General features: G+C 55.4%; 23 protein-coding genes. 13 read left to right on the forward strand and 10 right to left on the reverse strand.

The window, feature by feature from the left end; translation table 11 throughout:
• Positions 1-31: 31 nt before the first annotated feature.
• The 4 genes from OM794_RS20070 to OM794_RS20085 all read right to left on the reverse strand — a co-directional run bounded on the left by OM794_RS20070 (position 32) and on the right by OM794_RS20085 (position 4,073).
• Positions 32-1,336, reverse strand: a complete 1,305-nt coding sequence (locus OM794_RS20070) for a TRAP transporter large permease (RefSeq protein ID WP_226246684.1) — start codon at positions 1,334-1,336, stop codon at positions 32-34.
• 77 nt (positions 1,337-1,413) lie between these two features.
• Positions 1,414-1,977, reverse strand: a complete 564-nt coding sequence (locus OM794_RS20075) for a TRAP transporter small permease (protein ID WP_226247028.1) — start codon at positions 1,975-1,977, stop codon at positions 1,414-1,416.
• A gap of 92 nt (positions 1,978-2,069) precedes the next feature.
• Positions 2,070-3,053 (reverse strand): TRAP transporter substrate-binding protein, encoded by a 984-nt coding sequence (locus OM794_RS20080; protein ID WP_226246683.1) that lies wholly within the window; start codon positions 3,051-3,053, stop codon positions 2,070-2,072.
• A 36-nt stretch (positions 3,054-3,089) separates the two neighbouring features.
• Positions 3,090-4,073 carry a LysR family transcriptional regulator gene (locus OM794_RS20085; RefSeq protein WP_226246682.1) on the reverse strand — a complete coding sequence of 328 codons (984 nt, stop codon included), beginning with the start codon at positions 4,071-4,073 and terminating at the stop codon, positions 3,090-3,092.
• 367 nt (positions 4,074-4,440) lie between these two features.
• Here OM794_RS20085 and OM794_RS20090 point away from each other — a divergent pair, with 367 nt between their 5' ends.
• Genes OM794_RS20090 through OM794_RS20100 form a run of 3 tightly spaced genes read left to right on the forward strand, consistent with a single transcriptional unit; the run spans position 4,441 to position 6,880 of the window.
• Complete coding sequence (locus OM794_RS20090) at positions 4,441-5,193, forward strand: 5-oxoprolinase subunit PxpA (RefSeq protein WP_226246681.1); 753 nt, start codon at positions 4,441-4,443, stop codon at positions 5,191-5,193.
• A complete protein-coding gene (gene pxpB, locus OM794_RS20095; RefSeq protein ID WP_265153992.1) occupies positions 5,190-5,930 on the forward strand; it encodes a 5-oxoprolinase subunit PxpB in 741 nt (246 codons plus the stop codon). The genes OM794_RS20090 and pxpB overlap by 4 nt, the downstream gene beginning before the upstream one ends.
• On the forward strand, positions 5,927-6,880 hold the full coding sequence (locus OM794_RS20100; RefSeq protein ID WP_226246680.1) for a biotin-dependent carboxyltransferase family protein: 954 nt from the start codon (positions 5,927-5,929) through the stop codon (positions 6,878-6,880). Before pxpB ends, OM794_RS20100 begins: the two co-directional genes overlap by 4 nt.
• A 168-nt stretch (positions 6,881-7,048) precedes the next feature.
• On the opposite strand, the gene OM794_RS20105 is transcribed toward OM794_RS20100, so the two are convergent.
• The 5 genes from OM794_RS20105 to OM794_RS20125 form a co-directional block, all read right to left on the reverse strand.
• Positions 7,049-8,080 (reverse strand): leucyl aminopeptidase, encoded by a 1,032-nt coding sequence (locus OM794_RS20105; RefSeq protein ID WP_226246679.1) that lies wholly within the window; start codon positions 8,078-8,080, stop codon positions 7,049-7,051.
• Positions 8,081-8,208: 128 nt separating this feature from the next.
• On the reverse strand, positions 8,209-9,717 hold the full coding sequence (locus OM794_RS20110) for a sodium:solute symporter family protein (RefSeq protein ID WP_088699226.1): 1,509 nt from the start codon (positions 9,715-9,717) through the stop codon (positions 8,209-8,211).
• Entirely contained in the window at positions 9,710-9,898 is a 189-nt protein-coding gene (locus OM794_RS20115; protein WP_088699225.1) for a hypothetical protein, read from the reverse strand. The genes OM794_RS20110 and OM794_RS20115 overlap by 8 nt, the downstream gene beginning before the upstream one ends.
• A 21-nt stretch (positions 9,899-9,919) precedes the next feature.
• Positions 9,920-12,931, reverse strand: coding sequence for a molybdopterin-dependent oxidoreductase (locus OM794_RS20120; protein ID WP_265153993.1), 3,012 nt, complete (start codon positions 12,929-12,931; stop codon positions 9,920-9,922).
• Complete coding sequence (locus tag OM794_RS20125) at positions 12,928-13,410, reverse strand: (2Fe-2S)-binding protein (RefSeq protein ID WP_265153994.1); 483 nt, start codon at positions 13,408-13,410, stop codon at positions 12,928-12,930. The genes OM794_RS20120 and OM794_RS20125 overlap by 4 nt, the downstream gene beginning before the upstream one ends.
• A gap of 462 nt (positions 13,411-13,872) precedes the next feature.
• On the opposite strand from OM794_RS20125, the gene OM794_RS20130 reads away from it, so the two are divergent.
• From OM794_RS20130 to OM794_RS20160, 7 genes are all read left to right on the forward strand, one after another.
• Positions 13,873-15,033, forward strand: a complete 1,161-nt coding sequence (locus tag OM794_RS20130) for an FAD-dependent monooxygenase (RefSeq protein WP_226246676.1) — start codon at positions 13,873-13,875, stop codon at positions 15,031-15,033.
• Positions 15,030-15,848, forward strand: a complete 819-nt coding sequence (locus tag OM794_RS20135) for an alpha/beta fold hydrolase (RefSeq protein WP_226246675.1) — start codon at positions 15,030-15,032, stop codon at positions 15,846-15,848. The genes OM794_RS20130 and OM794_RS20135 overlap by 4 nt, the downstream gene beginning before the upstream one ends.
• A gap of 15 nt (positions 15,849-15,863) precedes the next feature.
• A complete protein-coding gene (locus OM794_RS20140) occupies positions 15,864-16,646 on the forward strand; it encodes an Asp/Glu racemase (protein WP_319001043.1) in 783 nt (260 codons plus the stop codon).
• A gap of 11 nt (positions 16,647-16,657) precedes the next feature.
• Entirely contained in the window at positions 16,658-17,350 is a 693-nt protein-coding gene (locus OM794_RS20145) for an N-carbamoylsarcosine amidohydrolase (protein WP_226246674.1), read from the forward strand.
• A 144-nt stretch (positions 17,351-17,494) separates the two neighbouring features.
• Positions 17,495-18,469: a Bug family tripartite tricarboxylate transporter substrate binding protein gene (locus OM794_RS20150; protein ID WP_226246673.1), complete on the forward strand. Its 975-nt coding sequence runs from the start codon at positions 17,495-17,497 to the stop codon at positions 18,467-18,469.
• A gap of 20 nt (positions 18,470-18,489) precedes the next feature.
• A complete protein-coding gene (locus OM794_RS20155) occupies positions 18,490-19,032 on the forward strand; it encodes a tripartite tricarboxylate transporter TctB family protein (RefSeq protein ID WP_226246672.1) in 543 nt (180 codons plus the stop codon).
• Between the two features lie 21 nt (positions 19,033-19,053).
• A complete protein-coding gene (locus OM794_RS20160; protein ID WP_226246671.1) occupies positions 19,054-20,574 on the forward strand; it encodes a tripartite tricarboxylate transporter permease in 1,521 nt (506 codons plus the stop codon).
• A gap of 31 nt (positions 20,575-20,605) precedes the next feature.
• Here OM794_RS20160 and OM794_RS20165 read toward each other — a convergent pair whose 3' ends face one another.
• The gene (locus tag OM794_RS20165) at positions 20,606-21,073 is read right to left on the reverse strand and encodes a MarR family winged helix-turn-helix transcriptional regulator (RefSeq protein WP_320442894.1); all 468 of its coding nucleotides are present in this window, start codon (positions 21,071-21,073) and stop codon (positions 20,606-20,608) included.
• Between the two features lie 209 nt (positions 21,074-21,282).
• Between OM794_RS20165 and OM794_RS20170 the strand changes: the two genes are divergently transcribed.
• From OM794_RS20170 to OM794_RS20180, 3 genes are read left to right on the forward strand one after another with little or no spacing between them, the layout of a single operon-like run.
• Positions 21,283-23,553 (forward strand): xanthine dehydrogenase family protein molybdopterin-binding subunit, encoded by a 2,271-nt coding sequence (locus OM794_RS20170; protein ID WP_226246670.1) that lies wholly within the window; start codon positions 21,283-21,285, stop codon positions 23,551-23,553.
• The gene (locus OM794_RS20175; protein WP_226246669.1) at positions 23,553-24,521 is read left to right on the forward strand and encodes an XdhC family protein; all 969 of its coding nucleotides are present in this window, start codon (positions 23,553-23,555) and stop codon (positions 24,519-24,521) included. Before OM794_RS20170 ends, OM794_RS20175 begins: the two co-directional genes overlap by 1 nt.
• On the forward strand, positions 24,511-25,122 hold the full coding sequence (locus OM794_RS20180; RefSeq protein WP_226246668.1) for an NTP transferase domain-containing protein: 612 nt from the start codon (positions 24,511-24,513) through the stop codon (positions 25,120-25,122). The genes OM794_RS20175 and OM794_RS20180 overlap by 11 nt, the downstream gene beginning before the upstream one ends.
• Positions 25,123-25,211 lie beyond the last annotated feature (89 nt).

A 25,211-nucleotide genomic window follows, 5' to 3' on the forward strand; every position in this document is an offset into this window, starting at 1 on the left:
TTCGTTTGGGCTTCCGCTTATATTAAGCGCCTTACCGGTTCATTGCTTCAGGTAGATAGAGTGCAATACCCGGGAAGATGTGCATTAAAGCAATTGCTAACAGCATCAATAGAAAGAACGGCAGTGTGGCTTTGGTAATGGTCAGAATATCTTTACCGGTTAGCCCTTGAATCACGAACAGGTTGAAGCCCACAGGCGGGGTAATCTGCGACATTTCGACCACCACGACCAGATAAATACCGAACCAGATCAGATCGAAGCCAGCGGCGCTCACCAGCGGCATGATAATCGCGGTAACGAGCAGAATCAGCGAGATGCCGTCGAGAAAACAGCCCATCACCAGTAGCAGTAAGGTAAGTGCGATCAGCAGCATGGTGGGCGATAGCCCCATTTCACCAATCGCCTGGGCCAGCTTCATGGGCACCTGGGTAAACCCCATGGCCGAGGTTAAAAACGACGCACCGGCAATAATAAAAGCGATCATGCAGGCAGTACGCACGGCAGCAAACAGCGAGCTTTTAAAAATGTCGCGATCAAAGTGACCGTTAAAGCGCGCAATGACAATCGACAGCACCACGCCGACCGCCGCGGCCTCAGTGGGCGACGCCAACCCGCCGTAGATCGAAAAGATAATCCCGCCAATTAACAGCAGAATAGGCACTAACGACCAGGTATTACGCAACTTTTCGGCAAAGCTCATGCCAGATTCATCTTCGCCGGTCAGCCCTTCGCGGTTGCCTTTGAGTAACGCCCACAAGATGAGATAGCTCATAAACAGCGCCAGGATCATCAACCCCGGACCAATACCAGCCATAAACAGCCTGGAGATCGATTGCTCGGTGACTACGCCGTAGACGATCAAAACAATGGAGGGTGGTATCAAAAGCCCCAAAGTGGAGGCGCTGGCTAAGGTGCCAATCGCCATATTACTGTCATAGCCCCGCCGTTCAAGCTCTGGCAAGGTCATTTTGCCCACCGTGGCACAGGTAGCAGCCGAAGAGCCGCAAACTGCAGCAAACATGCCGCTACCAATAATATTGGTATGTAGTAGACGACCCGGCAGTCGGTTTAACCAGGGCGACAGACCACGAAACATATTATCCGCAAGCCCGGAGCGAAACAGAATCTCTCCCATCCATATAAACATGGGTAGCGCAGTGAGATCCCAACCGTAGCTGGCGCCCCAGAAATCGGAAGCCAAAATAGAGACTGGCGAGAAAGAGCTAAAGAATTCCAATGCTACCCAGGCAGTACCGATCAGCGCGAAGGCGATCCACACCCCGCTACCCAGCAGCAACACGAGGGTAAATATAGTGGCGAGACTTAGTAGCAGCACGAGGATCTCTCCGGTTTAGGCGGCAGCAGCGCGGTTAACAGCGATGTTGTTTCAAGAGAATGGGGGAAAATCGCCATTTAGAGGCCCTCGCTTTCATCTTGAGCCGTCGCTTCGCGAAAGCTCCCTGGATCACGGATGGCAATGCGAACCACCATAAACAAGGCTTCAGCCAGTGCCAGGCACAGCAGCCCTACGCTGGCCACAAGCACAAGCTGAGGAATCCAAAGTGGAATCGACACGAACCCTGAGGAGACATCGTTATATTGCAGGCTCTCCCTCGCCAACCCAATGAGGCCGTAACTGAGCATTAGGCTGATCGCCAGGGCGATGATGAGACAAAACACTTCCAACCACACACGAATTGCCGACGGTAGCCGGGTAATCAACAGCGTCACGCGAATGTGGGCGTGATGCACAAAGGTATAGGCCAACCCCAGAAAGGTCGCCCCCACCAATAGATAAGAAGCAATTTCCGAAACGCCGGTAATACTCATGCCCAGGCGGCTCAGGCCAACGAGCACCAGCAGGGCGTCTACCAGGCGGAAGGTCACCTGAAGTGCTATCAGCGCACAAATGGCGACCATGCAGGCCGCCGCACCCCAAGCACCCAGGCGATAAAGCTTGTCGAATTTAAACGTCATGTTCGCAGCCTCACGAAGCACATGGGAAAAAGCACGCGGGAAAAGCAGCGGAGGCGTTACCACCCCCGCTGTAAGAGCCATGACAGCAGCCTTTAGCTGTCGCGCTGCTCGCGGTAGCTTTCCAGCGCCTGTTTGGCTTCGTCGTCAGCACGCGACTGCCAATCTTCAAACAGTTGATCACCGGCGGCTTGAAGTGCCGCTGAAACAGCTTCATTAGGCTCAGAAACCGAGATACCGTTCTCTTGCAGTGCAGCCAGGCTGGCATCGTTATCTTCGCGGCTCATCTCCCAACCACGTTTTTCAGCCTCAGCGGCGGCTTCCATCAGAGCTTCCTGGGTCGCTTCATCCAGGCCATCGAAACTGCGCTGGCTGATAAACACGATATTCTTGGGTAGCCACAAGTTAGCATCGGTGTAATCAGTCACGTAATCCCACGCCGCCATGGAGTTACCCGTAGAGCTTGAGGTGATCATGGCATCCACACGCCCTGTGCTAAACGCGGTAGGGATGTCTGACTCTTCGGTTTCAGTCGGGCTGCCGCCCAGATTATCGACAAAACGCTGGGTATTGATATTGGGAGCGCGAACGCGCAAGCCCTCGAACTGTTCTGGGTCAGTGAGGGGCTCTGCGGTGTAAATCCCCTGAGCAGGCCAAGCGACGGCATAGAGCGGAATCAGCCCTTCATAGGCAAACAGCTCGGTAATCATCGGCTTGGTGGCTTCCCACAGCGCATAGGCATCGTCATAGCTGCCCGCCACACCGGGCAAGGTATCCACTTCGAAAATGGGATCATCGTTGGAAAGAACGGAGAGGAATACTTCACCCGCATCGATGGTGCCACGGCGCACCGAGGGCTTAATTTCACCATGCGATACCAGCGAACCACCGCTATGCACCGTAATGGTGAGCTCGCCATCGGTCGCTTCGGCCACGTCCTCAGCGAACTGCTTGTTGTTTTGGGTATGAAAGCTGGCATCACCGTAAGGCGTGGCCATCGTCCATTCCGCAGCATGAGCCGTCACCGTTAAACCGCAGGCGGTCGCCAGGAGCAATGAAGTCGTTATTGTCTTGCGCATCGTGAGAACCCTCTTATTTCTATTAATAGTATGGTGCTAATAGTGTGTTGCTTCGGTGGTACCAGAGGAGGCACTGGGGGTAACCCAGCGCCCGGAGAAAAGTGTTGTTGTCATATCGACACGACGCGCCTGAGCATAGCTGCAGGCACACTGCTGGGCCAAGCGGGCAACGCCGCGACAAAAGCGCGGATGGTTAGCGTTGCGCCATATCACATCATAGTGCATGGCCGGTAACGGCACCGGTAGCGAGAGCCGGTAGAGCTCCCCCCGCTGCCACTCATCCAGCACAGTGGCGACAGGCAGCGCGCCGATCCCTAATCCTTCTGTGGTCATGCGTACAATGGTCATTAGCGTGCTGACGCTATGGATACGAGGATTGGCGATTCCCTGCTCTGCCAAATAACTCACCAACTCTGCATAGGGGCGAGCCTGCTTACCAAATGAAATAAACGGCAACTGTTTGCCCCAAGTGTCGGCACTTTCGCCCAGCAGCTTGACGTGGCGCGGAGAGACAAACATGCCCATTTCATAGGGGCTCAAGGATTCGTACTCGATCTGCTTTTGCGGTGAATAGCCATTCATCGCCAGGACAATATCCAGTTCGTTACCCAGTAGCCGCTCATTGAGCACCGGCGAGTAATCCACTGTCAGTTCGATGGTCAAACGCGGATACCGCTCGGTTAAACGGCGCATAAATTCGGGAAACCAACTGTGGGCGATGGTTTCAATGGTGCCGAGCCGCAATGGTGCAGAAAACGCCTCTTCGTCATCGAAAAGTTTCATCGCTTCGTCACGCTGGTGCAGCATCCGCTCAGCGTGCACAAAGAACTCGCGGCCTCGCATAGTCGGCTGAATAGGCCGGGCGGCACGCTCCAGCAGCAGTTCTCCTACCGTGGTTTCCAAGCGCGAAATACGCTCAGAAACCGAGGGCTGAGTAAGGTGCAGGCGAGTCGCCGCCTTACGGAAGGAGCCGAGCCTCACTGCCCATACGAACGCCTCAAGTTCCTTAAAATCGAGCATAGTGACTCGCCTGCAAATGACTTACTGGGGTAAAAGCGCTGTTGTAGTGACACGTTAAGAGGCCTGTGTGCTACGGCTCATGACGGCCTGATAGCTACGCAACTTGAAGAACACTATGCAACTTTAAGACCACTTTCAGCAGCGCTATTCCACCAACGTTATTATCACGCCCCGCTACTAATGTGATAAGCGTATCGTGCCCAAGCGTCAACCCTTTTTCCAATAAATAACAATATGATAGAAGCGCCCGATAGTTAGTATCGTCAAAAACGATTGGCACTGGGCAAGCCATGTTCATATATTGGTGATGGGCTACAATCAGCGCTAACCCATCAAACGCACCCACTGCATCGACACAGGAGTCGCTATGGCCATCCCCCTGCTTAATTGCGATATGGGCGAAAGTTTCGGCAACTGGCACCTCGGCCTGGATGCCGAGGCGATGCCTTTCGTCGACTGCGCCAATATCGCCTGCGGCTTCCATGCCTCTGACCCCCATGTGATGCGCCGCACCGTCAAACTAGCGGTACAACATGGCGTTCGTATTGGCGCGCACCCGGGTTACCCGGATTTGATGGGCTTTGGCCGCCGCTCAATGGCCTGCTCGCCGGAAGAAGCGGAAGATATGGTGCTCTACCAAGTGGGGGCTTTGGCAGGCATCTGCCAAGCGGAAGGCACCCAACTGAGCTACATCAAACCGCATGGTGCGCTGTACAACGATATGGCCGCCAACCCGGCGCTGCTCGAAGGCGTCATGCGCGCGGTACGTGCTTACGATGCCAGCCTGCCGTTAATGATTATGTCCACTGCCGACCCCGAGCCGCACCGCGAGCTAGCCGCCAAAATGGGCATTACCCTCTGGTTCGAGACTTTTGCCGACCGTGCTTATGATGGCAATGGCCACTTGGCCTCACGTCGCCTGCCTAACGCCGTGCACCACGACCAAAACACTATCGTCAATCAAGCAGTAATGCTGGCTAAAGGCGAGCCGCTCACCGCGCTTGATGGTACGCCGCTGCAGCTAGCCTGCGATACGCTCTGCGTTCACGGCGATAACCCGGAGTCAGTGGCCGCCGTGCGCGCTATTCGCGAGGCCTTTCAGGCGCTGGAGCAGGCGTGAAACCCATTACTGAAAAAAAAGCTGAAAGAAGCACTAACGTACGTGTTGAAACCGCCGCCATGGATGCCCTGATGGTGCGCCTGTTCGACACCATCGACGAATCCAATATGGCCTGGGTAATCGCCGCCGATCAGGCACTGCGTAACGCCTTTGGAAGCATGTTAATTGACCTGGTGCCCTCTTACACCACGCTGTTGCTGCATTACGACTGCCAGCAGTTAACCCATAGCGAGGCGATTCAACTTATTCACAAGGCGCTTTCTGGTCTTACCCCTGTGGATACTCAAGCCGGTGAGCTGCACGACATTCCGGTCTGGTACGACGAAAGCGTGGGCCCCGAGTTGCCCCTGGTCGCCAAGCGCGCAGGTTTAAGCATTGACGAGCTTATCGAGCAGCACTGCAACCACGATTACTGCGTGTTCGCGCTAGGGTTTGCCCCCGGTTACGGCTTTATGGGCCTGGTAGATGAAGCTCTCGCGACGCCGCGCTTGAAAACGCCGCGCCGCAAGGTGGCGGCAGGCAGTGTAGGCATTGCCGATCGCCAAACCGCGATTTATCCGCTGCTCTCGCCGGGCGGCTGGAATATTCTGGGTCGCACCAACGTGCCGCTATTCGAGCATGCCAAGCGTGGCGAGCCGCTGTTTCGCCCTGGCGACAAGGTGCGCTTTAGAGCGATCTCCCGGGAGGAGTTTGAAGCAGATGGTGGCGACACTACGCCCATGGAGGAACGCCCATGAGCCAAGCCGCCATGAATGAAACACAAAAAGGGCTAGTGGTTAAACAGGCGGGGCCGCTGGCGCTTATCCAAGATGTCGGCCGGTTTGGCGTCGGCCACTTAGGCGTTACTCAGGGCGGCGCCGCCGACTGGATCTCTTTTCGCTGGGCTAACTGGCTACTGGGCAACGCTTTAAACAGCGCCGCGCTGGAAATCGTCATGGGCGGCGGTTTGAGCTTTGAAACCGAACGCGAAGTGCGCTTGGCGCTAAGCGGCGCTGATTTAGACGTCCAACTTGATGGCAAGCCACTTGCCCCCAATACCAGCTTTAAGCTATTGCCTGGCCAGCGCCTGGAGTTTCGCCAGCCGCGTCAGGGCCTGCGCGCCTATCTCGCTTTTCCCGGCGGGTTAAATGCACCGGAGGTGCTGGGCAGCCGCGCCTGCACCGTCCGTGAGCAACTGGGTGGCCTGGATGAAGATGGTAAACCCCTAAAAGTGGGCGACCGTTTGACCTGGAAAGGCGCCGCTCCAGCGGTGCGCCGTATTCCTGAAGACCAAGGGCCGCAGATGCCCGCTTCGGGCTGCCGCTTACCCATCGTACTCGGTTCGCAAATCGCCTCGTTTAGCGGTCGCGCGCTGTTTCAGGCATTCAACCAGCCCTGGACAGTGGATAACCGCGCCGACCGCATGGGCGTCCGCCTCACCGGCCCTGCCCTACACGGCTCACTCACGGGGATTATTTCCGAAGGCATTCCCCTGGGAGCCGTTCAAGTACCGCCGGACGGCCAGCCTATCGTGCTAATGAACGACCGCCAGACAATCGGCGGCTACCCGCGCCTAGGCGCCCTCACTCCCATCGCCTGCGCTGCGCTGGCCCAGTGTTTGCCCGGCACTGAAGTGTGGCTAACCCCTGTCAGCGCCAGCCAGGCGCAGGAAGATTACCGAAAGCAGTTAATGGTTTGGAAGAAGTAGCCGCAAAAGCAACCCAACGGTCTGCACAACCCTACGCGGGGGCGCTGTGAACCCATCCATGGGCGCTACTTTCGCCATCCATGGCGAAAGACCCCCGCTACGGGTTGATTCCGACCTCAGTGAATAGTTAACGCTGGCTTTTTATCAGTATCACTACTTATTAGCGTATTAACCCCTAGCCATCTGCAGCTCTTTAACGACGATATCGCCATCAAGCACGATAGGCTCATCATCGAGAAACAGCGAGCAGTTGCGCATGGGAATGTCCAGGTGGCAGGCAGTATCGTTAGACCCACCCAGTTCGCTGTTCGGGCCGGTGGAGAACATCACGTTGCCATAGAAGCTGCGTGGTTCCATTCCCATACCACCAGGGAACTCCCCCGGCACCATGCGGTGCCATTTGGCATTAGGGTTCATGCCCCAGCCCACATGGCTCATGCCCATGCCGCGCGGGTCATTAAAGCTATCCATATAGGACTTCACCAGCTCCGCATCGAGCCCGCCGCGTATATCGGTAATCCAGCCCTTCTCAATGGTGTAGGTAATGGGCTCTCTGACATACATGTTCTGGGGGAGCAGAATATCGCCCGGCGCTACCACAATGGTGCCATCGACGCCATCGTCATCGCCGCCGGTAAATACAAAGCCAGAGGGCCAGTGATCCCAACGCCCCGGTTCGTCAGTACAGGCATATTCAGCAACCGTCTCATACGTATTCAGCTGGTAGGTGACATCAGTGCCGTGGGGCGAGGTGATGCGCATCACTTTGGCTTTTTCCAGCAGCGCGGCGGCCAGCTCGACCTTTTCCCTTAGCTCCTTGGTAGGCAGCATTCTGGCCAGCAGTTCCGGGGGCTCAACCGCCGTCAGTATACGCGTACCCGCGGCTTGGATCGCCATTTGCTCGGGAGAGAACAGCAGGAAAATACAATCGATCAACATGTCGCAGTTTTTAAGCGCTTCCACCGCATCGGGCATGCTGGCAAGCCCCGTTGCTCCCACGGCCCAGCCACCGGTGGGTAGCGGCGCGGGTAACCGCATATGGTACATATTGGCGCCTAAACGCTGCCCCGCCGCCATAAAGGCATCCGCATAATCGAGGCGTTCGCTGCCCTGGGTCAGCACGACGAGTTTTTCGCCTTCATGTACGCCGGACATTTTTAGCTGATGGAGGCAAATTTCGGCAAAGCTTGCGTGATCCATAAAGTCTCCTAACTCCCCAGGCGAAAGCACAGCTATAGCGTACTGGGAAGTGTTAACTGAGAGCGCTCGTGCTCGCCTGTAGGCACACCAAGCGCTCTATGGTGTTATCGGTCAAAGCTGAACGTCAATTAGGCAGCCGCCTCTTTCGTCGCTTGATCGGTGGTAGTACGGCGCTTTTTACCCAGCTCTTCAGCGATGGCGGTAAAGAAGGCATCCGAAGAGGCTTGATGAGGTTTGGTCATAAGGCTAACGCCAACAAACAGCACACTAGCGACCACAATGCCCCATACGCCTGCTGGCAGGCCCAACAGCGAGTTCCCGGTGGCATACATCAACAGTACAAAGGCGCTGGTGCCCACCACGCTGACCAGTGCACCGACGCCAGTACCGCGCTTCCAATAAAAGGCACCGATAAGCGCAGGCACCATGGCAACCAGCCCCGAAGAGGCAGCCACCGACAGCACCGCAATAAGGTCAAGCTGCAGCTCGGCAAAGGCCAGCGCCATTAGCGCAATCACCGGCACCACGAACTTACCCACCAGCAGTTGGCGCTTTTCACTGACGTTCGGTTTAACGTTGGCATAGACATCCCGGGAAACCATGGAGGCCAGAGTCAGCATGATCGAATCGATGGTGGAAACGGCCGCGGCCATAATGCCGATCATCACAATCACCCCGAGTACCGGTGGCACAAACTCCGAAGCCAATAGGGTGGGCGTGGCTAAATCCGCACGCTCCAGACTCGGGAAAGCGGCCAAGGCCGAGAAGCCCCACAGCACAGAGACCATGGTGTAAATAAAGCCAAACACCAGAAAGCCAATCAGCATATGGCGCATGGAGCGCAACGAAGAGGGCATAAACAGACGCTGGCTCACTTGCGGATTAGAGAGGCTAAAGAAGAACCAGGGAATCGTAAGCCCTAGGAAAGTGACAAAGCTGAACAGGCCAGGGCCAGGTACCGTCAGTGACTGCGGGTGTTCCGTCGCCAGCGTATCGAATAGCGCACCAAAGCCACCCAGCCCCTGAATTACCAGGAAAGCCACCAGCGTTGAGGCGACAATCATCATGATCGCCTGAAGGGAGTCGGTCCACATTACCGAACGAATACCGGCAATATAGGAGAAGAAGATAGCAATCACGGTTGCCAGCACCACACCGGTGGTAAAGGTTATCGCCCCATCGGTAATGCCTTGCAGCAGGTAACCAACGCCGGCGAGCTGAACAGCTGAATAAGGAATCAGGAAGATACAGCTGGCAATGGAAACGGCCATGGCCACATGCTTGCTGTTGTAGCGGTGGCCGAGCATCTCGCTAGGGGTTACAAAGCCAAACTTCTTGCCCACCGCCCAGAATTTGGGCCCGAAAATAGCCACCAGGGAAACACCGGCGAAGTAGATAATTTCAAAGCCTAGGGCGCCAACGCCGCCGGCATAGGTAAGGCCTGCCAGGCCCACCATCATAAAAGCGCTGTAGGTAGTGGCACTGTAACTCAGCGCCGAGACAAAGCCGTTCATTTGTCGGTTGCCCAAAAAGTAGCCGGACATGCTTTCTGAAGGGCCTTGGCGGGACATAATCGCAATACCAATCGCGATTAATAAGTAGATGGCAATCGACCACCAGATGAGTGACTCAGTCATTGCTGTGCTCCTCAAAATCTTTAGTGATAAACACGTTCAGCGCAATGACGACTAGTCCGGCAACTGCCCAAAACAGGAAGCTGCCATACCAAAGTGTCACCCCGCTTAATAGGGTGTAAGGCACTAAATAGCTCAGCAAGACGACTGCCCATACTAGCCATATCCATTTACTGCGTTTCATAGTCCACCTCGTTTTATTCCGTCAGGGAGAAGAGTGTGAGTTGTTGTGGTGAGGCTGGCGTAAATCTGCGCTACGTTGTTTTACTTGTTGCCAAGGCGCTTTGTCTGGGGCAAAACGCGCTCGGAGATAGGTCGTCAAATCAGCGACCTGGGTATTACTAAAGCTGTCGGCAAAGCCTGGCATGCTACCAATACCGGGAACGTGTTCGGCGTGAACACCGCCCAAAATTGACTGAATAACGTTATCGGGATGATCGCTGTGCAAATTGGTATTCAGCGCCAGATTAGTGCTTGCCCTCGAAAAGGTAGGCACACCAGAATCAGCATGACACGCCGCACAGGCGCCCTCGAAGAGCCGCTCCCCTGCCTCCATTTCTGTTGAGCTAACGGCGGCACTGGTCACGCGCTGCGTAGCGTCCGCCACGGCCGTATCGCTATTAGCTGTGGGCGCCTGCATCTGGGCAGCCACATAGTGGGCAATAGCCCGCACATCATATTCAGGTAGCTCTGCCAGCCCCGCTACCACTGGGGCCATAGGGCCAGAGGCAACGCCGTGTAGCTCAGATTCACCGTGGCGCAGATAGTCGTAAAGCGATGTTTCACTCCACGGGATGGGCGCACGAGACAGCGTATTAAGCGGTGGCGCTTCCCAACCATCTACAAAGGCACCGGCAAAATATGCCTCGCCGCTTTTCTCAGCCCCCATGGCATTGCGGGGGCTATGGCAGGCGCTGCAGTGGCCTAATCCTTCGGCAAGGTAGGCTCCCCGGTTATACAGCTCGCTTTGCATGGGGTCAGGCTGAAAAGGAGTTGCGTCGTGATAAAGCGTATTCCAGCCTGCCATTAAGCTACGCACACTGAAGGGGAAAGTGAGCGCATTGGCTTTTTTTTCAGTCGACACGGGGGGCTGAGCCATTAAGTAGGCGTAAAGCGCCTGTAAATCGGCATCACTGGTCTTGGCAAATGCCGTATAGGGGAACGCGGGATAAAGGTGGCTGCCATCACGGCTAATGCCGTGTCGCATGGCGCGCTCAAAGGCTGCGTAAGACCACTGACCAATCCCCGTCGCCTCATCCGGCGTAATGTTCGTGCTGTAGAGCGTCCCGAAAGGTGTCTCAAACCCACGCCCACCGGCATTGGTCACGCCACCTTCGGTGGTATGGCACGCCGCGCAGTCACCTGCAGCCGCAACGAGTCGCCCGCGCTCAATGGTCTCGGCGGAGTAGAGGTTGGCGGCTGGCCGAGAGACAGGCGCAATGGCCCCTTTCCACGGCCATGCCATGGCCGCAGTGCCCGCAATGGTGGTGAACGCTGCAGCGGCTAACCAGCGCCGTTTCGTTGACCGCGGCGGTTTCAATTTAGATGGGCGCCCTGCCTCCTCGGTGGACGAAGCTTCGAGTGCCTGGCGTACGCGATTGGCGGTAAACGGTGGTTGGCGAAAACGCAGGCCGGTGGCATCAAAAAGCGCATTGGCTATTACCGCAACACCCGGCGATAGCTCCGCCCCGGTTAAAACGTCTTCACCGACGGTTTGATTAACACCTCCCTCAACAGGGCTTGGCGAAGAAGGGGTGGTTGGTAATCCTGCTGAATATTCACTTTTAGTCAGCGCACAACTGCCGTCACCCCACTCGTCGAAACTGGGCGCCTGCCCCAAAAGGGGGCGCGCCTCGCCCAATACCCGGGCCTGTAGCGTTTGCTGAAGGCGATCAGTATCCACATCTGGGCCAGCGTCCTGCCCTACCACCAAACGGGTAAGCTGGACATCGCCGGTAATACGATTGACCTCAACATCGGCAATCCAGGCAGAGCGCACGCCCGATTCCACGCGTTGTTCGCGGTCAGGTAGTTGGGAGTAGGCAAAACCCCGCCCGCGCAATAGATCCTGGGGTAAAGAGTCCGCTGATGGATTGAACGCCCTTTGCCACTCGGCCCGTTTAGCAACGGACTCAATCAGCTCAATACCACGCGCATCGTCAAGATGGCGAAGTCGCAGCGCGACAGGGTCTTGATCACTCTCACGGGCCACCTCATCTAAAAAGGATTCCCGCGCAAACGTCTGCTGTATCCCCATTAAGGTGGAGTTGGAGGAGAGCGAAGCTGGCTGGGAGCGTGCGGCAAGGTATTGATCGCGAAATACATAGGGCGAGAACGGCGCTGTGTCTTGCTCGCCGACGGTGGCCTCAGCACTAGACGTTGCTATCGTGGCCCGGCCACTTAACAACAACCCAACGGCAGCCACCTCACCAGTAAGATTGGCCTGCTGATAGTGATAACGGGCTATCTCACCACTACTGGCAATATCCGCGTTTAGGCTAATTCGCTGCGCTTGGCCCAATGCCTGAACATCCTTGGCGTAGCGGGCATCCAGCCAGACGGCGACTGGGCCGCCCACAGCTCGCGACATCAACGCTGCATCCACGGCGGCATCGTCACCGCAATGGCGACCCAGCCCTGAGGCCTGATGTGATGTGTGTTCACCATCGGAGCTATAAAGCTCAATCTGGCTAATATCCAGCGCGGTTAAACGGCTTAGATCCTGTTTAAGCGCCGTTGGGGTAACGGTTTGCCCCCACACACTCAATTGTTGATCGCGGCAATCGGCGATTACCCAGCTGGGGTGATGGCCCCAGCGCATGCGACTCGGCCAGCCATACGCATGGTTCGAATGCGTGTATGACGGGCTAGGCTTAACAAGAGGCGATTCACAGGGCGCTTGATCGCTATCAGGCGCTTTTTCGGGCGCCTGGTGAACGGCCTGCCACTCAACCTGCAGCTGTTTAGCGGCATCGGTCGCCAAGGCCAAACTATCGGCCACCACCCCCACAAAGCTCCCTTCCACCACTACTTCAATAGATCCGGATAGTGAGGCAATACTGCTGCTATCGACGCCCACTAAGCGATCACTATCAAAGTGCTCGCCATTCCACCGGTAGTAAGGAGGACGCACGACGACACCAAAACGTGCCTTCGCTAGCAGCGCGGGGATGCCGGCCTGTTTTTGCTGGCCATGGAGCATCGACCCTTCACTCATGAGAAGCCTCCTGCAACGCGCGCGTTAATGACCACGGCACGCTCCGCTGCCTGGAGAATTTCAACATGGGTGCCACATCGACAGAGGTTATGCTCTAAAGCGGTGCGAATCTGCTGTGCAGAGGGTTGGGTATTATGGTTTAGCAGCGCACGAACAGTAATGATCATGCCGTTCAAACAGTAGCCACACTGGGCTGCCTGAGCATCGATAAAGGCTTGCTGTACAGGGTCAAGCTCACCGCCCTGGGAAAGACCATCAAGGGTGGTTACCTCATGGCCAACGGCAGCGGACACGGGCAGCACGCAGGTGCGTGCGGCCATGCCATCGATCAATACGCTGCATGCCCCACACTCGCCCAAACCACACCCATACTTGGGCCCATTGAGCGCCAGGTCATTACGCAACACATTGAGCAGTGGTGTCTGCGGCGGCACGGCCAGCTCGCGTTCTTGCCCATTGATAGTTAGCTTTAGCGTCATAGGGGATCATCATCGTTATTGTTAAGCCCGCCCTTTTGCTCTGAATAGGGCTTGGATATGACTTAGATATTACTAATAAACACTGCCTGCCAAACACGCTTCGTAGCACCTTAAACCCGCCTATTTTCATCTACCTTTCACATACGGCCAATTCACTTGCACCAGCTAAGTGCAGAGCTAATGCCCATCGAGCATTAAAGGTGCGTACGCTATAAAAATAAGCCTAATAAACGTATAGCACTCAATGGATGCGTTTTTCAAGTTTTGCACAAAACCCAAAAAACAACAAAAAATCCATTAAATTCATTTATTTACTTAAAAATACTGCATTATTACCATTAAAAAATAATTTCGAAACTAATTCTTGACCAAAAAATAAATGGTGTATACGTTGTTTTATAGCATTCACGAACGCATTCAGAAACGAGTGATAGGCGTATAAAACAGCGAGGAAACCAGGATATGAACAACAAACCCACCATCGCCGTTATTGGCGCGGGCCTTGGCGGCGCCGCTGCAGGCGCGCTGCTGCAGCAAGCGGGTTACCCCACCAAGGTGTACGAACAGGCACCAGCGTTTGCACGCCTTGGGGCGGGCATTCACCTTGGCCCCAACGTGATGAAAGTGATGCGCCGGATCGGCATTGAGGAGAAGCTCAATGCCATGGGCTCACACCCCGATTACTGGTTTAGCCGCAACGGTATGACCGGCGAGTATCAGTCTCGCATCCCGCTAGGCGAGTTTGCTCGCGAAAACTATGGGGCGGCCTACATCACCGTACACCGTGGTGATCTGCACGAATTGATGGTCAGCACGCTCGACCAGGACAACCTCTATTTCGATAAGCGCCTGGTCGATGTGGATGACAGCGGCGACAAGGTGGTCATGATCTTTGCCGATGGCTCAACCGAAGAGGCAGATTTGGTGATCGGCGCTGATGGCGTTAACTCGCGGCTACGCGAGAAGCTGCTTGGCCCTGAAGCGCCTATTTACAGTGGTTGGGTCGCTCACCGGGCGATTATCTCGGCGGAAAAACTCAAAGCATACGACCTGGATTTCGAAGCCTGCGTGAAGTGGTGGTCGGAAGACCGGCACATGATGGTGTACTTCGTGACCGGCGACGAGAAGGAGTACTACTACGTGACCGGCGTGCCTGAACCCGATTGGAACCACGGCACTTCCTTCGTCGACAGCTCACGGGAAGAGATGCGCAAAGCATTCGAGGGGTACCACCCCACCGTACAAGCGCTAATCGACTGTACTGAAAGCGTTACCAAGTGGCCCCTATTGGAGCGCAGCCCGCTACCCCTGTGGCATGAAAATCGGCTAGTGTTGCTGGGCGATGCCTGCCACCCGATGAAGCCACATATGGCCCAGGGCGCCGCTATGGCCATCGAGGATGCCGCCATGCTAGTGCGCTGCCTGGAGGAAGTGGGCGCCGAGCACTACCAACAGGCATTCGAACTTTACCGCACCAACCGTTTTGAACGCGCCTCGCGGGTTCAGCAGGTTTCCCATGACAATACCTGGTTACGGGAAGACGAAGACCCGGCCTGGGTATTCGCCTATGACCCCTTTGAAGTAACGCTGAAGCAACCCACCAGCCAAGGGAGCCCAGCATGAGCAGCACCTATCTCTATGGCGCCAACGTGCACGCCAATGGTATTCGTCAGCACTACCTGCGTTTTGGTGACAGCGCCGAGACCTCGCGCCAGCCGCTGGTACTGATACCGGGCATTACCAGCCCGGCCATCACCTGGCGTTTTGTGGCCGAGCGACTCGGTCAGCACTTCGACACTTATGTGCTGGATGTCCGTGGTCGTGGTTTGTCGTCTACCGGGCCCGAGCTCGATTATGACACCGACACTTGCGCTGATGATGTGATCGCCTTTATCGATGCGCTAGGTCTAAGCAATGTCATCCTGGCGGGCCACTCCATGGGTGCGCGCTTTGCGCTACGCGCCATGAGTCGCGGCGCCAAGGGAATCGACAAACTGGTACTTATCGACCCACCGGTTTCAGGGCCAGGACGCCGTGAGTACCCCAGCAAACTGCCCTGGTACGTGGATTCGATTCGCGACTGCACGCGGGGTGCCAATATCGAGACCATGCGCCACTACTGCCCCACCTGGAGCGACGAGCAGCTGCGGTTACGCGCCGAGTGGCTACACACCTGCTTTGAGCCCGCCATCGTTCAGGCGTTTGAAGAGTTCCACAGCGTCGATATCCACCAGGATTTTCCCGGTATCAAAGTGCCCACGCTGCTGATGTGTGCAGGCAAGGGCGGTGTTATCCAAGATGAAGATCGCGCCGAAATACGCACCCTGCTGCCGACGATTCGCATTTCCACCGCGGAACAAGCGGGCCATATGATTCCCTGGGATGACTTCGATGGCTTTTTTGCCGCCTTTGAAGACTTTCTGGGCACACAACTCTAACAAAGGCCAATAATCATGACCCACAGTGCTATCACCCGAAATGCCATGACCAAGACATACCGTATCGGCCAGATCGTTCCCAGCTCCAATATCACTATGGAGACTGAGATCCCCGCGATGCTGGCGGCGCGGCAGTTAATTCGCCCAGAACGTTTTACCTTCCACTCCAGCCGTATGCGCATGAAGACCGTCAGCAAGGATGAGTTGGCGGCCATGGATGCAGAGTCTGACCGCTGCGCCCTAGAGCTCTCTGACGCGGCAGTGGATGTGATGGGGTATGCCTGTTTAGTCGCCATTATGGCGATGGGGCCTGGCTACCACCGAGCGTCGCAAAAGCGCCTGCGCAGCCGAACCGCAGAAAACGGCTGCGATACGCCCGTGGTGACCAGTGCAGGTGCTCTGGTGGATGCCCTGGGTGTGATGAAGGCCAAGCGCGTGGTGGTGGTGGCTCCCTACATGAAGCCGTTGACCGAAATGGTGGTGGACTACATCCGTCAGGAAGGCATTGACGTGCTCGACTACCGAGCGCTTGAGATCCCCAATAACCTGGATGTCGCTCGCCACGATCCCGCCAATCTCCCCGAAATCGTCGCCAGTCTCGATTTAAGTAACGTGGACGCTATCGTCTTGTCAGCTTGTGTACAAATGCCATCGCTGCCGGCCGTCGCCAAGGTCGAAGCCCTGACCGGTAAGCCGGTGGTTACCGCAGCTATCGCGACCACCTACGCCATGCTCAAGGCACTCGACCTGGAGCCCATCGTACCGGGCGCAGGCGCGCTTTTATCAGGGGCTTACTAGGAGATAGCGCCATGACGAACCCCAGCCAAGCAACCAACGGCAGCGAAGCTAGTGACCGCTCTTTAGATGACAGCTTAGATAACAACTACAAGGGCGTCTGGGATGGACGCATCGGTTTTGGCAAAACGTCCGCGCTGCTGGTGGTTGATTTTATGCAAGGCTACACCACACCAGGTTCGCCGCTATTTGCCCAGGGCGTGGTGGATGCGGTGGCCAATATGCCACCGCTACTCAATACCGCACGGCGCACTGGCACGCCTGTTATCCACACCAACATCCTTTATCACGCCCCGGATCAAATCGATGGCGGCATTTGGGTCAAGAAGGCGCCGGTCATGCGGGCGATGGTGGCGGGCAACCCTTACGCTGAGTTCTGCCCCGAGGTGACCCCCCGTGAAGATGAGCTGGTAATGACCAAGCAGTATGCCAGCGCGTTCTTTGGTACTTCGCTTGCCTCCACGCTGGTCGCCATGGGTATCGATACACTGATCATCACCGGCTGCTCCACCAGCGGCTGCATCCGCGCCACCGCCGTTGACGGCGTACAGCACGGCTTTCGGGTGATGGTGGTACGTGATTGCGTAGGCGACCGCCACCCCGCGCCCCATGAAGCTAACCTGTTTGATATCGATAGCAAATATGGGGATGTCATCGATAGCCAGTTGGCTATAAACCATCTATTGACCAACCCGAGCAACACATAGCCCATTGCTGCAGCAAAGCCACGCGACCCTAGCCCCCTGCTGCTGCAGCATAGAAGAGGAGAAAAAACGGTATCAACGCACGCCAGCAAACATAACCATAAGATTCACCGCGTTGACCCCTGAAAAATTGAATAGGTAACTATCATGAAAACACGAGATCTAATCATGTCATCCGTCCTGCTGCTAAGCCTGCAGTGGGCAGCACCTGTGCTGGCTGATGATTTTCCTGAGAAACCCATCAACATTGTGATTCCCTGGCCAGCGGGCGGTGCTTACGACCTGGCCGCAAGGCTGATGGCTGAGCATGCTAGCCAAACTTTTTCGGTACCGTTAGTCGTCCAGAACGTCACCGGTGCGGCAGGCTCCACAGGAGTAAGGCATGTGGCAGATGCCACTGCCGATGGCTATACCGTTGGCGTTATGGGTACCCATGCTATCGCCCAGAGTTTTATGAATCCCAACGCCACTGCGTTGAATGACCTCACACCCTTAGTATTTATTGGCCCCGAACCTGCCGCTCTAGCGGTCACTGATGACACGGATATTGCGGATATATCAGCTTACCTCAATACGCTGAAGGAGGCGCCAGGCAGCATCATAAACGGCAATGACTCTCCCGGTGGCTTCTCCTACATTGCCGCTGCCATGCTTGAAAACCAGTTCGATGTTGAACTGACCAAGATTCCCTACCAAGGTTACGCTCCTACTGTTTCCGCACTGCTTTCAGGCGAAGTAATGTCTGCGCTGCTGCCTATCCCACTATTGGCTGATCAACATGATGCAGGGCAGCTCAACTTATTGGGTGTTGCGGCGGAACAACGCCATCCTTTCGCGCCCGAAGTCCCCACATTCAAGGAGCAGGGATATGACTTCATCGCGGAGGATTTCTTCATGCTCTACCTTCCCGGTGAAGTGACCGAAGCACGCAGGAATAAACTGGCTGGAATGTTCTATGAGCTACTTCAGGACACCTCGTTTCAAGACGCCGCACATGACATTGGTTTGGTGATTCAACCCAAATCACAAGATGAGACGGAGGACTACCTGCAGCAACGTGCCGATGAGGTTTACGCGATTCTTACCGAGTCCAACCTAGTGGATGACTCACTGACACGCTAGCCTTGAGCGGAGTACAGCCGATGACTACTTCAGCTTTTCGGTCAGTCGCCGCTTGGCGCGATATGGCCTGCGGTACTTTTTTCTGTGGGTTCGCCCTGGTAGGACTGATTAGCGTCGTCAACAGTCCGGCCCTCATGAATAGCCTGGGCCGAGGGCTAGACCCAGGCCCCGCCTTGCTCCCCCTGGTCACACTGGGCCTGCTATTAACCGGCGGCACTCTGATTCTGATGAAGGGCATTTGGCGATGGGTGAAACACACCAAAAACCGCGGCCAAACCCTAGACAGCCCTCTGCCGGAAGTAGCTGAACACCCCCTTCCGCCCATAAGTCAGCACCTTCATGCGGCGGCACTTCTGGGAACCCTGGCTCTCCTGCCAAGCATTGTTCAATGGCTTAGCTTCTTACCTGCAGCCCTTGCCATAACAACACCCTGGTTGTTCTGGCTGGGATACCGGCGCACCCGACGGGTCGTCCAAGCTGCGCTGCTGGGCTGCCTAATATCTAGCCTGCTATGTACCAGTCTCTATGTGATTTTTATCACACTGCTCGACGTCCCATTGTGATGCCCAACTCAGGAGCCGATCATGCTGGTTGAAAGTTTTATTACTGCCCTGATAAGTACGCTTCTTTCGCCCTGGGGCTTATCGCTTGCCGCCCTGGGCGCACTATTAGGCATCGTTCTGGGTGCACTACCGGGTGTTAGCTCTACGATGGCACTGGCCATATTGCTACCGCTAAGTTTCAGCATGGAGGCCCATCTGGCGATTCTGTTCTTGCTCTGCGTCTTTGTCGCCAGTGTTTACGGAGGTTCGATATCAGCCATTCTGATCAATATTCCAGGCACACCGGGCGCCATTGTGACTCAACTGGATGGTCACCCGATGGCCAAGGCAGGCAGAGCTAGAGAAGCGCTTGTTTATGCGCTGGTTGCTTCAACGATAGGTGGCGCATTTGGGCTGGGCTTGCTGGTCATTATTGCCCCCCTGCTTGCCTCTGTTGCCATGAGCTTTCGCAGCCCTGAATTCGCTGCTGTCGCCATCTTCGGCCTGGTTCTCTTAGCGTATGCATCTCCTGGCACCACCGTTCGTGGCTTACTGGTAGGTGCCATTGGCCTAATATGCGGCATGGTAGGTTTCGATACGTTAACCGATGTTCCCCGCTTCACGTTTGACACTCGCATCTTGCAAGGGGGAGTCGAATTGGTACCGCTTTGTGTAGGATTATTTGGCTTGGCCGAAGTACTGAAACACCTTCATGCCTCTCATCAGGCTGCACCTACGGTTAACATAAAAGCAACTCAGCGTACCCAGATGAAAGTAAGGTCACTACTGAAACGCTGGAAATCCATGCTACGGGGTTCGCTGATTGGTGCCTTTGTTGGCGCTATTCCTGCCGCGGGGTCGGCCATCGCGGTTGCGATTGCCTACGCCCAGGAAATGCGTTTTTCCAAACACCCTGAGCAATTTGGTCAGGGTGCAATTGAGGGGGTAGTTGCTCCAGAGGCTGCCAACAGTTCGAGCATAGGCGGCACCATGATTCCCATGATGACACTGGGTGTACCAGGAGATGCCATCACAGCGGTACTGATGGGGTCGCTATTGATTCATGGTTTACGTCCAGGGCCAATGCTATTTGCCGAAAACCCGCAAATGGTTTCCAGCATTTATGCAGGCTTTCTTATTGCGCTTCTTCTGACACTCATCATTGGTCTTTTACTGATGCGCTGGCTTCCCGTGATTCTACGCATTCCTTCCCATGTGTTACTGATCGGCATTGCTCTGCTCTGTGTTGTCGGCGCCTATGCCATCCGTAACAGCATGGCTGATGTGTATATCATGCTATTTTTCGGGGCACTGGGGTATCTGCTGCATCTTCTATCACTGCCGAGCGCACCGCTGGCGTTCGGCCTCATTCTGGGGCCACTCCTAGAAGAGAATCTGCGGCGCAGTCTTATTCTGGGGCGTGGCTCCTGGGATCTGTTCCTGAATAGCCCAATAGCAATGAGTCTCTTAGCCCTATCAATCTTTGCTATCGTCCTACCTTTCATAGCACCACTGTGGGTTCGCTTTAAAAGCGACCTACAGCGATTAAAGGTACCTTTTTGATAACCTGATTAGGTAACAGAAGAATCAGCGTTCATTTTTCCAGCAGATGCATTAAGGCAACCCGCTCTGCCGGATTGAGATTTTTCATGGTCTGATCGCTAATTTGCTTGGCACTGGGCACCATGCCCTCGACTAATGTCTCGCCAGGCTCGGTGATCACGACCATGACTTTGCGTTGATCATTGGGGTCGGTGGTTAGTGAGATCCACCCCCGCGCTTTAAGACGTTTAATGACGCCGCGGATAGTGGCTGGATCAATCGCCGTGGCGTTGACGATATCGGTTAACGAGCTGGGGCCGCGCTCCATCACCGTGCACAGCGTTACAAACTGTATGGCCGTGAGCTGTTTATCGCTGCTGTAGCGCTGAAAAATAGCCGTATGCCGCTGGTAGGCTTTACGCAGTAGATGGCCTACTTGCTCAGAAAAATCATACCCCTGCTCTGAAGGCGTAGAGTGCTCGCCGGAAGACGAGTGTTTGAACGCACTATCCATTGTCATTCCATATCCTTAATCTATTGGCGACGTCGTGTATCGAGTATGGCACTGGTTAACAAAATGATGCATCAACGTATGAAATACTCCTTGCGCTGGATCAATTCATCATGCTTTTATGGCGTACACGCTATAATTTTACCTTAGTTATCGCTCTTTCATCACCTAAAATTCATCCGCACTGATCATCGTAAACGCGAGCGTGGGAGGCAGACATGGCTGACAAATCAGACTATACAAGAGAGTCACTGCTGTATGGGTCTGATGTCCTGGTGATCTATCGCGACCCGGTTACGCCCCCCAAGCCCGCGCCCGGACAGCCAGGTACACACTCAAACTTCACCCCCCATGAGCCCGAAATATTCATTGCCGTATTGAGCGATAGTCATATCGTGGCTTTCAACGGCCACGTAGACCTGGGCACCGGCATACGCACGGCGCTCGCTCAAATTGTTGCAGAAGAGCTTAGCGTCGCGTTCGACAGCGTCACCATGGTGCTGGGCAACTCCGTTGAAGCCCCCAACCAAGGCCCTACCATTGCCAGCGCGTCGATTCAGATCACTGCTGAGCCTCTACGCCGAGCGGCGGCCCAGGCGCGGGAGTACCTATTAACACTGGCAGCAGAGCACTTTGACACTGAGCGCTCGCTACTTAGCTGCCAGAACGGCGCTATTTCGCCAAGTGATAATAACCGCTCATCCGTGAGCTTCGGGGAGTTACTGCTAGGTACCCGTCATGCGTTAAAGCTCGCCGATGAGGTGCCGCTTAAGCCGGTCAGCCATTATACCCTGGTCGGCCAATCGACCTCCCGCGTGGATATACCCGCCAAGGCTACCGGGCAATTGACCTTTATCCACGACCTACGCCTGCCCAACATGCTGCATGGGCGAGTGATTCGCCCGCCTTATGTAGGCCATGATAGCGGTGACTTTATTGGCAACAGTTTAATCGCGGTAGATGAAAGCTCTGTGGCGCATTTGCCCGGTGTGATAAGCGTCGTCGTGGTCGGTGACTTTGTTGGCGTGGTGGCCGAGCGTGAAGAGCAGGCTGCTGCCGCAGCCAAACAGCTAAAGATCCAGTGGCGCCCCATCGAAGGCTTACCTCAGTTGGACAACATAGAGCAAGCACTGCTCGACCTGCCCAGCAAGCAGCGCATTCTCCTCGAAGAGGGTGATCTCGACAGTGCTCTGGCCGCCGCCGACCAACCGCTCAATCGCCACTATGTGTGGCCTTTCCAACTGCATGGCTCCATTGGCCCTTCGTGCGCTGTCGCCGATGCCAATGAAGATGGCCTTCACGTATGGTCGGGCACCCAAAATCCGCACAGCCTGCGCGCCGACCTTGCCCGCCTTACCGGTTTGGATGAAGGCGTTATCACCATTACCCGCATGGAAACCTCGGGCTGCTATGGCCGCAACTGCGCCGACGACGTTGGCGCGGATGCAGTGCTGCTGTCTCAGGCGGTTGGCCGTCCTGTCCGAGTGCAACTAACCCGTGAGCAGGAGCACACCTGGGAGCCTAAAGGGGCTGCTCAGTATATGGCCATCCAGGGCGGCTTGAACGCAGATGGCAGCCCAGCAGGTTATCGTTTTAATACGCGCTACCCCTCTAACAGTGCGCCCACCCTGGCACTGCTGCTGACCGGTGCGGCCTCACCGATTGATATCCCCTTTGAGATGGGGGATCGAACGTCGGTGCCGCCCTACCGCTACCCTCATCGCCAAATAGTATGCGACGACGTCCCGACCCTGGTGCGCGCCTCCTGGCTGCGTGGTGTCTCGGCGCTGCCCAGCACCTTCGCCCACGAAAGCTATATTGATGAACTCGCCTACTTGGCGGGTGAAGATCCTGTCGCCTATCGGTTGCGCTATTTAGCCGATAACCGCGCCTGCGAGCTTGTCGAAGCGCTAGCCGAACGGGCGAGCTGGCAACCTGGTACCGCTAACGCCAATCCGCGTAACGATGGCGAGTGGCGCTACGGCCGCGGGTTCGCTTACGCCCAGTACGTACATAGCAAATTTCCAGGCTTTGGCGCCGCGCTCGCCGCCTGGGTGATTGAGCTTAAAGTCAATGTGCAGAGTGGGCGGATTGTCGTCGAGAACCTATATGTAGGCCAGGATGCAGGCTTGATGGTGAACCCCGCTGGCGTTCGCCATCAGGTGCATGGCAATGTGATCCAGATGCTCAGTCGTACTTTAAAGGAGCGGGTAACCTTTGAGGATGGTTTACCGACCAGCAGAGAATGGGGCGGCTACCCTATTCTGCGTTTCTCGGAGCTTCCTACCATCGATGTCATGCTGCTTGACCGCCCTGAACTGCCCCCACTCGGCGTTGGGGAGTCCGCCTCACTGCCCGGCGCTCCCGCGATTGCCAACGCGCTTTTTGATGCCACAGGGGTACGCTTTACCCATCCCCCTTTTACTCCTGACACCATTCGCGATGCGCTGAAAGCCGCCTTTCGACTCCCCATGGAGGCGACGAGTTAATGCACCATCTTGATCTACAGGTTATCGAACGGGCACTGAAGTGGGCCAACCAGGGACTGACCGTTTGGCTATGCACAGTTATGAAAACCTTTGGCTCGGCCCCCCGGGAGCCGGGTGCCATGCTGGCCGCATGTTCGACAGGCGACTATCTAGGGTCACTGTCGGGTGGCTGTGTCGAAGAAGACTTTATCGCAAGGCTTCAAAAGGGTGAGTTTAACGAACCGGTTCAACGGGTGCGCTATGGCGGGGATGCTGATCCAGCGAATATTCGTTTACCCTGCGGTGGCAGCCTTGAAGTACTTGTTGAACGGCTAACGCCCAGCACCGAAAACCTCACTCACCTAGAAGTGATGCATGCCACGTTACTGGGTCGCCAACCGCTCATCCGCTGCGTCAAATTGGATGGCAGCGGCAAGCGCTTTAACCCATCGAATAACACCGAGCCCACCGTTACTTTCGATACCGCTAGCGTCAATATTCGCATAGGCCCTGCGCTACGGCTGATCATCGCGGGGATCTCCGCGATCTCTGCGCCATGTGCCCTGTTTGCCCAATCACTCGGTTTTGAAGTGATTGTCTGCGATCCCAGAGACGAGGCTAGGCAAAATTTTGCTGTCGCGGGCGTGGAAGTGCAGGCAGTGCTGCCCTCCGTGTTTATCGCCTCGGGCGGTTGCCATGCCAATACCGCCGTTGTGGCCTTGACCCACGACCCGCGTATTGATGATTTAGCGATGATCGAAGCTGTCCGAACGGACGCCTTTTACATTGGCGTTATGGGCTCCCAGCAAACCTCGCAACAGCGCGCCGAACGGCTGCTACGTTCTGGCGGCCTGACGGAAAGCCAAGTAGCAAGAATTGCCATGCCCATTGGGCTTAATCTGGGTAGCAAAACACCGGCTGAAATTGCGCTAGCCGTAATGGCCGATATTGTTCGCCTTTACCGAGGAAAAGAACGTCATGCCTTGTAGCGACATTATCGTTATCGTGATGGCGGCTGGCCAATCAAGCCGCTTTGGCAGCGATAAACGAATAGCGCAATTGAATAGCGGAAAAACACTCTTAAACGCCACTTTATTGGCTATTCAGAAACACTTTTCCAATATTAGCATTGTCATTAAACCTGAAGACAACCTCGAGTCTTTCGAGCTCTCTGTAGAATCTTCTACAATTGTTAGTTCGCGCAGTCATTTAGGCCTGGGTTATAGTATTAGCGATGCCTTCAGACAACTCTGCAACGATGAAAATACGCATCACTACCGAGCAGCAGCCATATGGTTGGCCGATCTTCCCTGGGTAAGCCAAGAAACATGTTGCAAACTAACAGAGAAGGCCACACCAGAGTGCATCGTAAAACCATTACATCAAGGAAAACCTGGCCATCCTGTTGTTTTTGGTAGAAATTTTTGGAAAGAATTAGCACATTTAGAAAATATAAATGGCGCGAACACTGTCATCAAAAAGCATAGCAACCGTGTTATTCATGTCTCTCTCGATGATCCAGGCGTGTGCACTGATGTTGATTACCCCGATGATTTAGCCGAATCACTAAAAAATACAAAAGATACATAAACGCCACATACCACCCAAACAAAAATTACATTAAAAGTCAGAAAAAATATTAGCTTAGCATTACTATATTAGATTAAAAATATTAAAAA

This window comes from Halomonas sp. BDJS001, assembly GCF_026104355.1.
Lineage (GTDB): Bacteria > Pseudomonadota > Gammaproteobacteria > Pseudomonadales > Halomonadaceae > Vreelandella.

Coding starts and splice junctions, on each gene's coding strand:
- OM794_RS20175 (WP_226246669.1), top strand. CDS start 23,553: ATGCACCATCTTGATCTACAGGTTATCGAACGGGCACTGAAGTGGGCC.
- OM794_RS20110 (WP_088699226.1), bottom strand. CDS start 9,717: ATGACTGAGTCACTCATCTGGTGGTCGATTGCCATCTACTTATTAATC.
- OM794_RS20100 (WP_226246680.1), top strand. CDS start 5,927: ATGAGCCAAGCCGCCATGAATGAAACACAAAAAGGGCTAGTGGTTAAA.
- OM794_RS20080 (WP_226246683.1), bottom strand. CDS start 3,053: ATGCGCAAGACAATAACGACTTCATTGCTCCTGGCGACCGCCTGCGGT.
- OM794_RS20180 (WP_226246668.1), top strand. CDS start 24,511: ATGCCTTGTAGCGACATTATCGTTATCGTGATGGCGGCTGGCCAATCA.
- OM794_RS20150 (WP_226246673.1), top strand. CDS start 17,495: ATGAAAACACGAGATCTAATCATGTCATCCGTCCTGCTGCTAAGCCTG.
- OM794_RS20125 (WP_265153994.1), bottom strand. CDS start 13,410: ATGACGCTAAAGCTAACTATCAATGGGCAAGAACGCGAGCTGGCCGTG.
- OM794_RS20115 (WP_088699225.1), bottom strand. CDS start 9,898: ATGAAACGCAGTAAATGGATATGGCTAGTATGGGCAGTCGTCTTGCTG.
- OM794_RS20120 (WP_265153993.1), bottom strand. CDS start 12,931: ATGAGTGAAGGGTCGATGCTCCATGGCCAGCAAAAACAGGCCGGCATC.
- OM794_RS20090 (WP_226246681.1), top strand. CDS start 4,441: ATGGCCATCCCCCTGCTTAATTGCGATATGGGCGAAAGTTTCGGCAAC.
- OM794_RS20085 (WP_226246682.1), bottom strand. CDS start 4,073: ATGCTCGATTTTAAGGAACTTGAGGCGTTCGTATGGGCAGTGAGGCTC.
- OM794_RS20130 (WP_226246676.1), top strand. CDS start 13,873: ATGAACAACAAACCCACCATCGCCGTTATTGGCGCGGGCCTTGGCGGC.
- OM794_RS20145 (WP_226246674.1), top strand. CDS start 16,658: ATGACGAACCCCAGCCAAGCAACCAACGGCAGCGAAGCTAGTGACCGC.
- OM794_RS20160 (WP_226246671.1), top strand. CDS start 19,054: ATGCTGGTTGAAAGTTTTATTACTGCCCTGATAAGTACGCTTCTTTCG.
- OM794_RS20105 (WP_226246679.1), bottom strand. CDS start 8,080: ATGGATCACGCAAGCTTTGCCGAAATTTGCCTCCATCAGCTAAAAATG.
- OM794_RS20075 (WP_226247028.1), bottom strand. CDS start 1,977: ATGACGTTTAAATTCGACAAGCTTTATCGCCTGGGTGCTTGGGGTGCG.
- OM794_RS20170 (WP_226246670.1), top strand. CDS start 21,283: ATGGCTGACAAATCAGACTATACAAGAGAGTCACTGCTGTATGGGTCT.
- OM794_RS20155 (WP_226246672.1), top strand. CDS start 18,490: ATGACTACTTCAGCTTTTCGGTCAGTCGCCGCTTGGCGCGATATGGCC.
- OM794_RS20135 (WP_226246675.1), top strand. CDS start 15,030: ATGAGCAGCACCTATCTCTATGGCGCCAACGTGCACGCCAATGGTATT.
- OM794_RS20165 (WP_320442894.1), bottom strand. CDS start 21,073: ATGACAATGGATAGTGCGTTCAAACACTCGTCTTCCGGCGAGCACTCT.
- OM794_RS20140 (WP_319001043.1), top strand. CDS start 15,864: ATGACCCACAGTGCTATCACCCGAAATGCCATGACCAAGACATACCGT.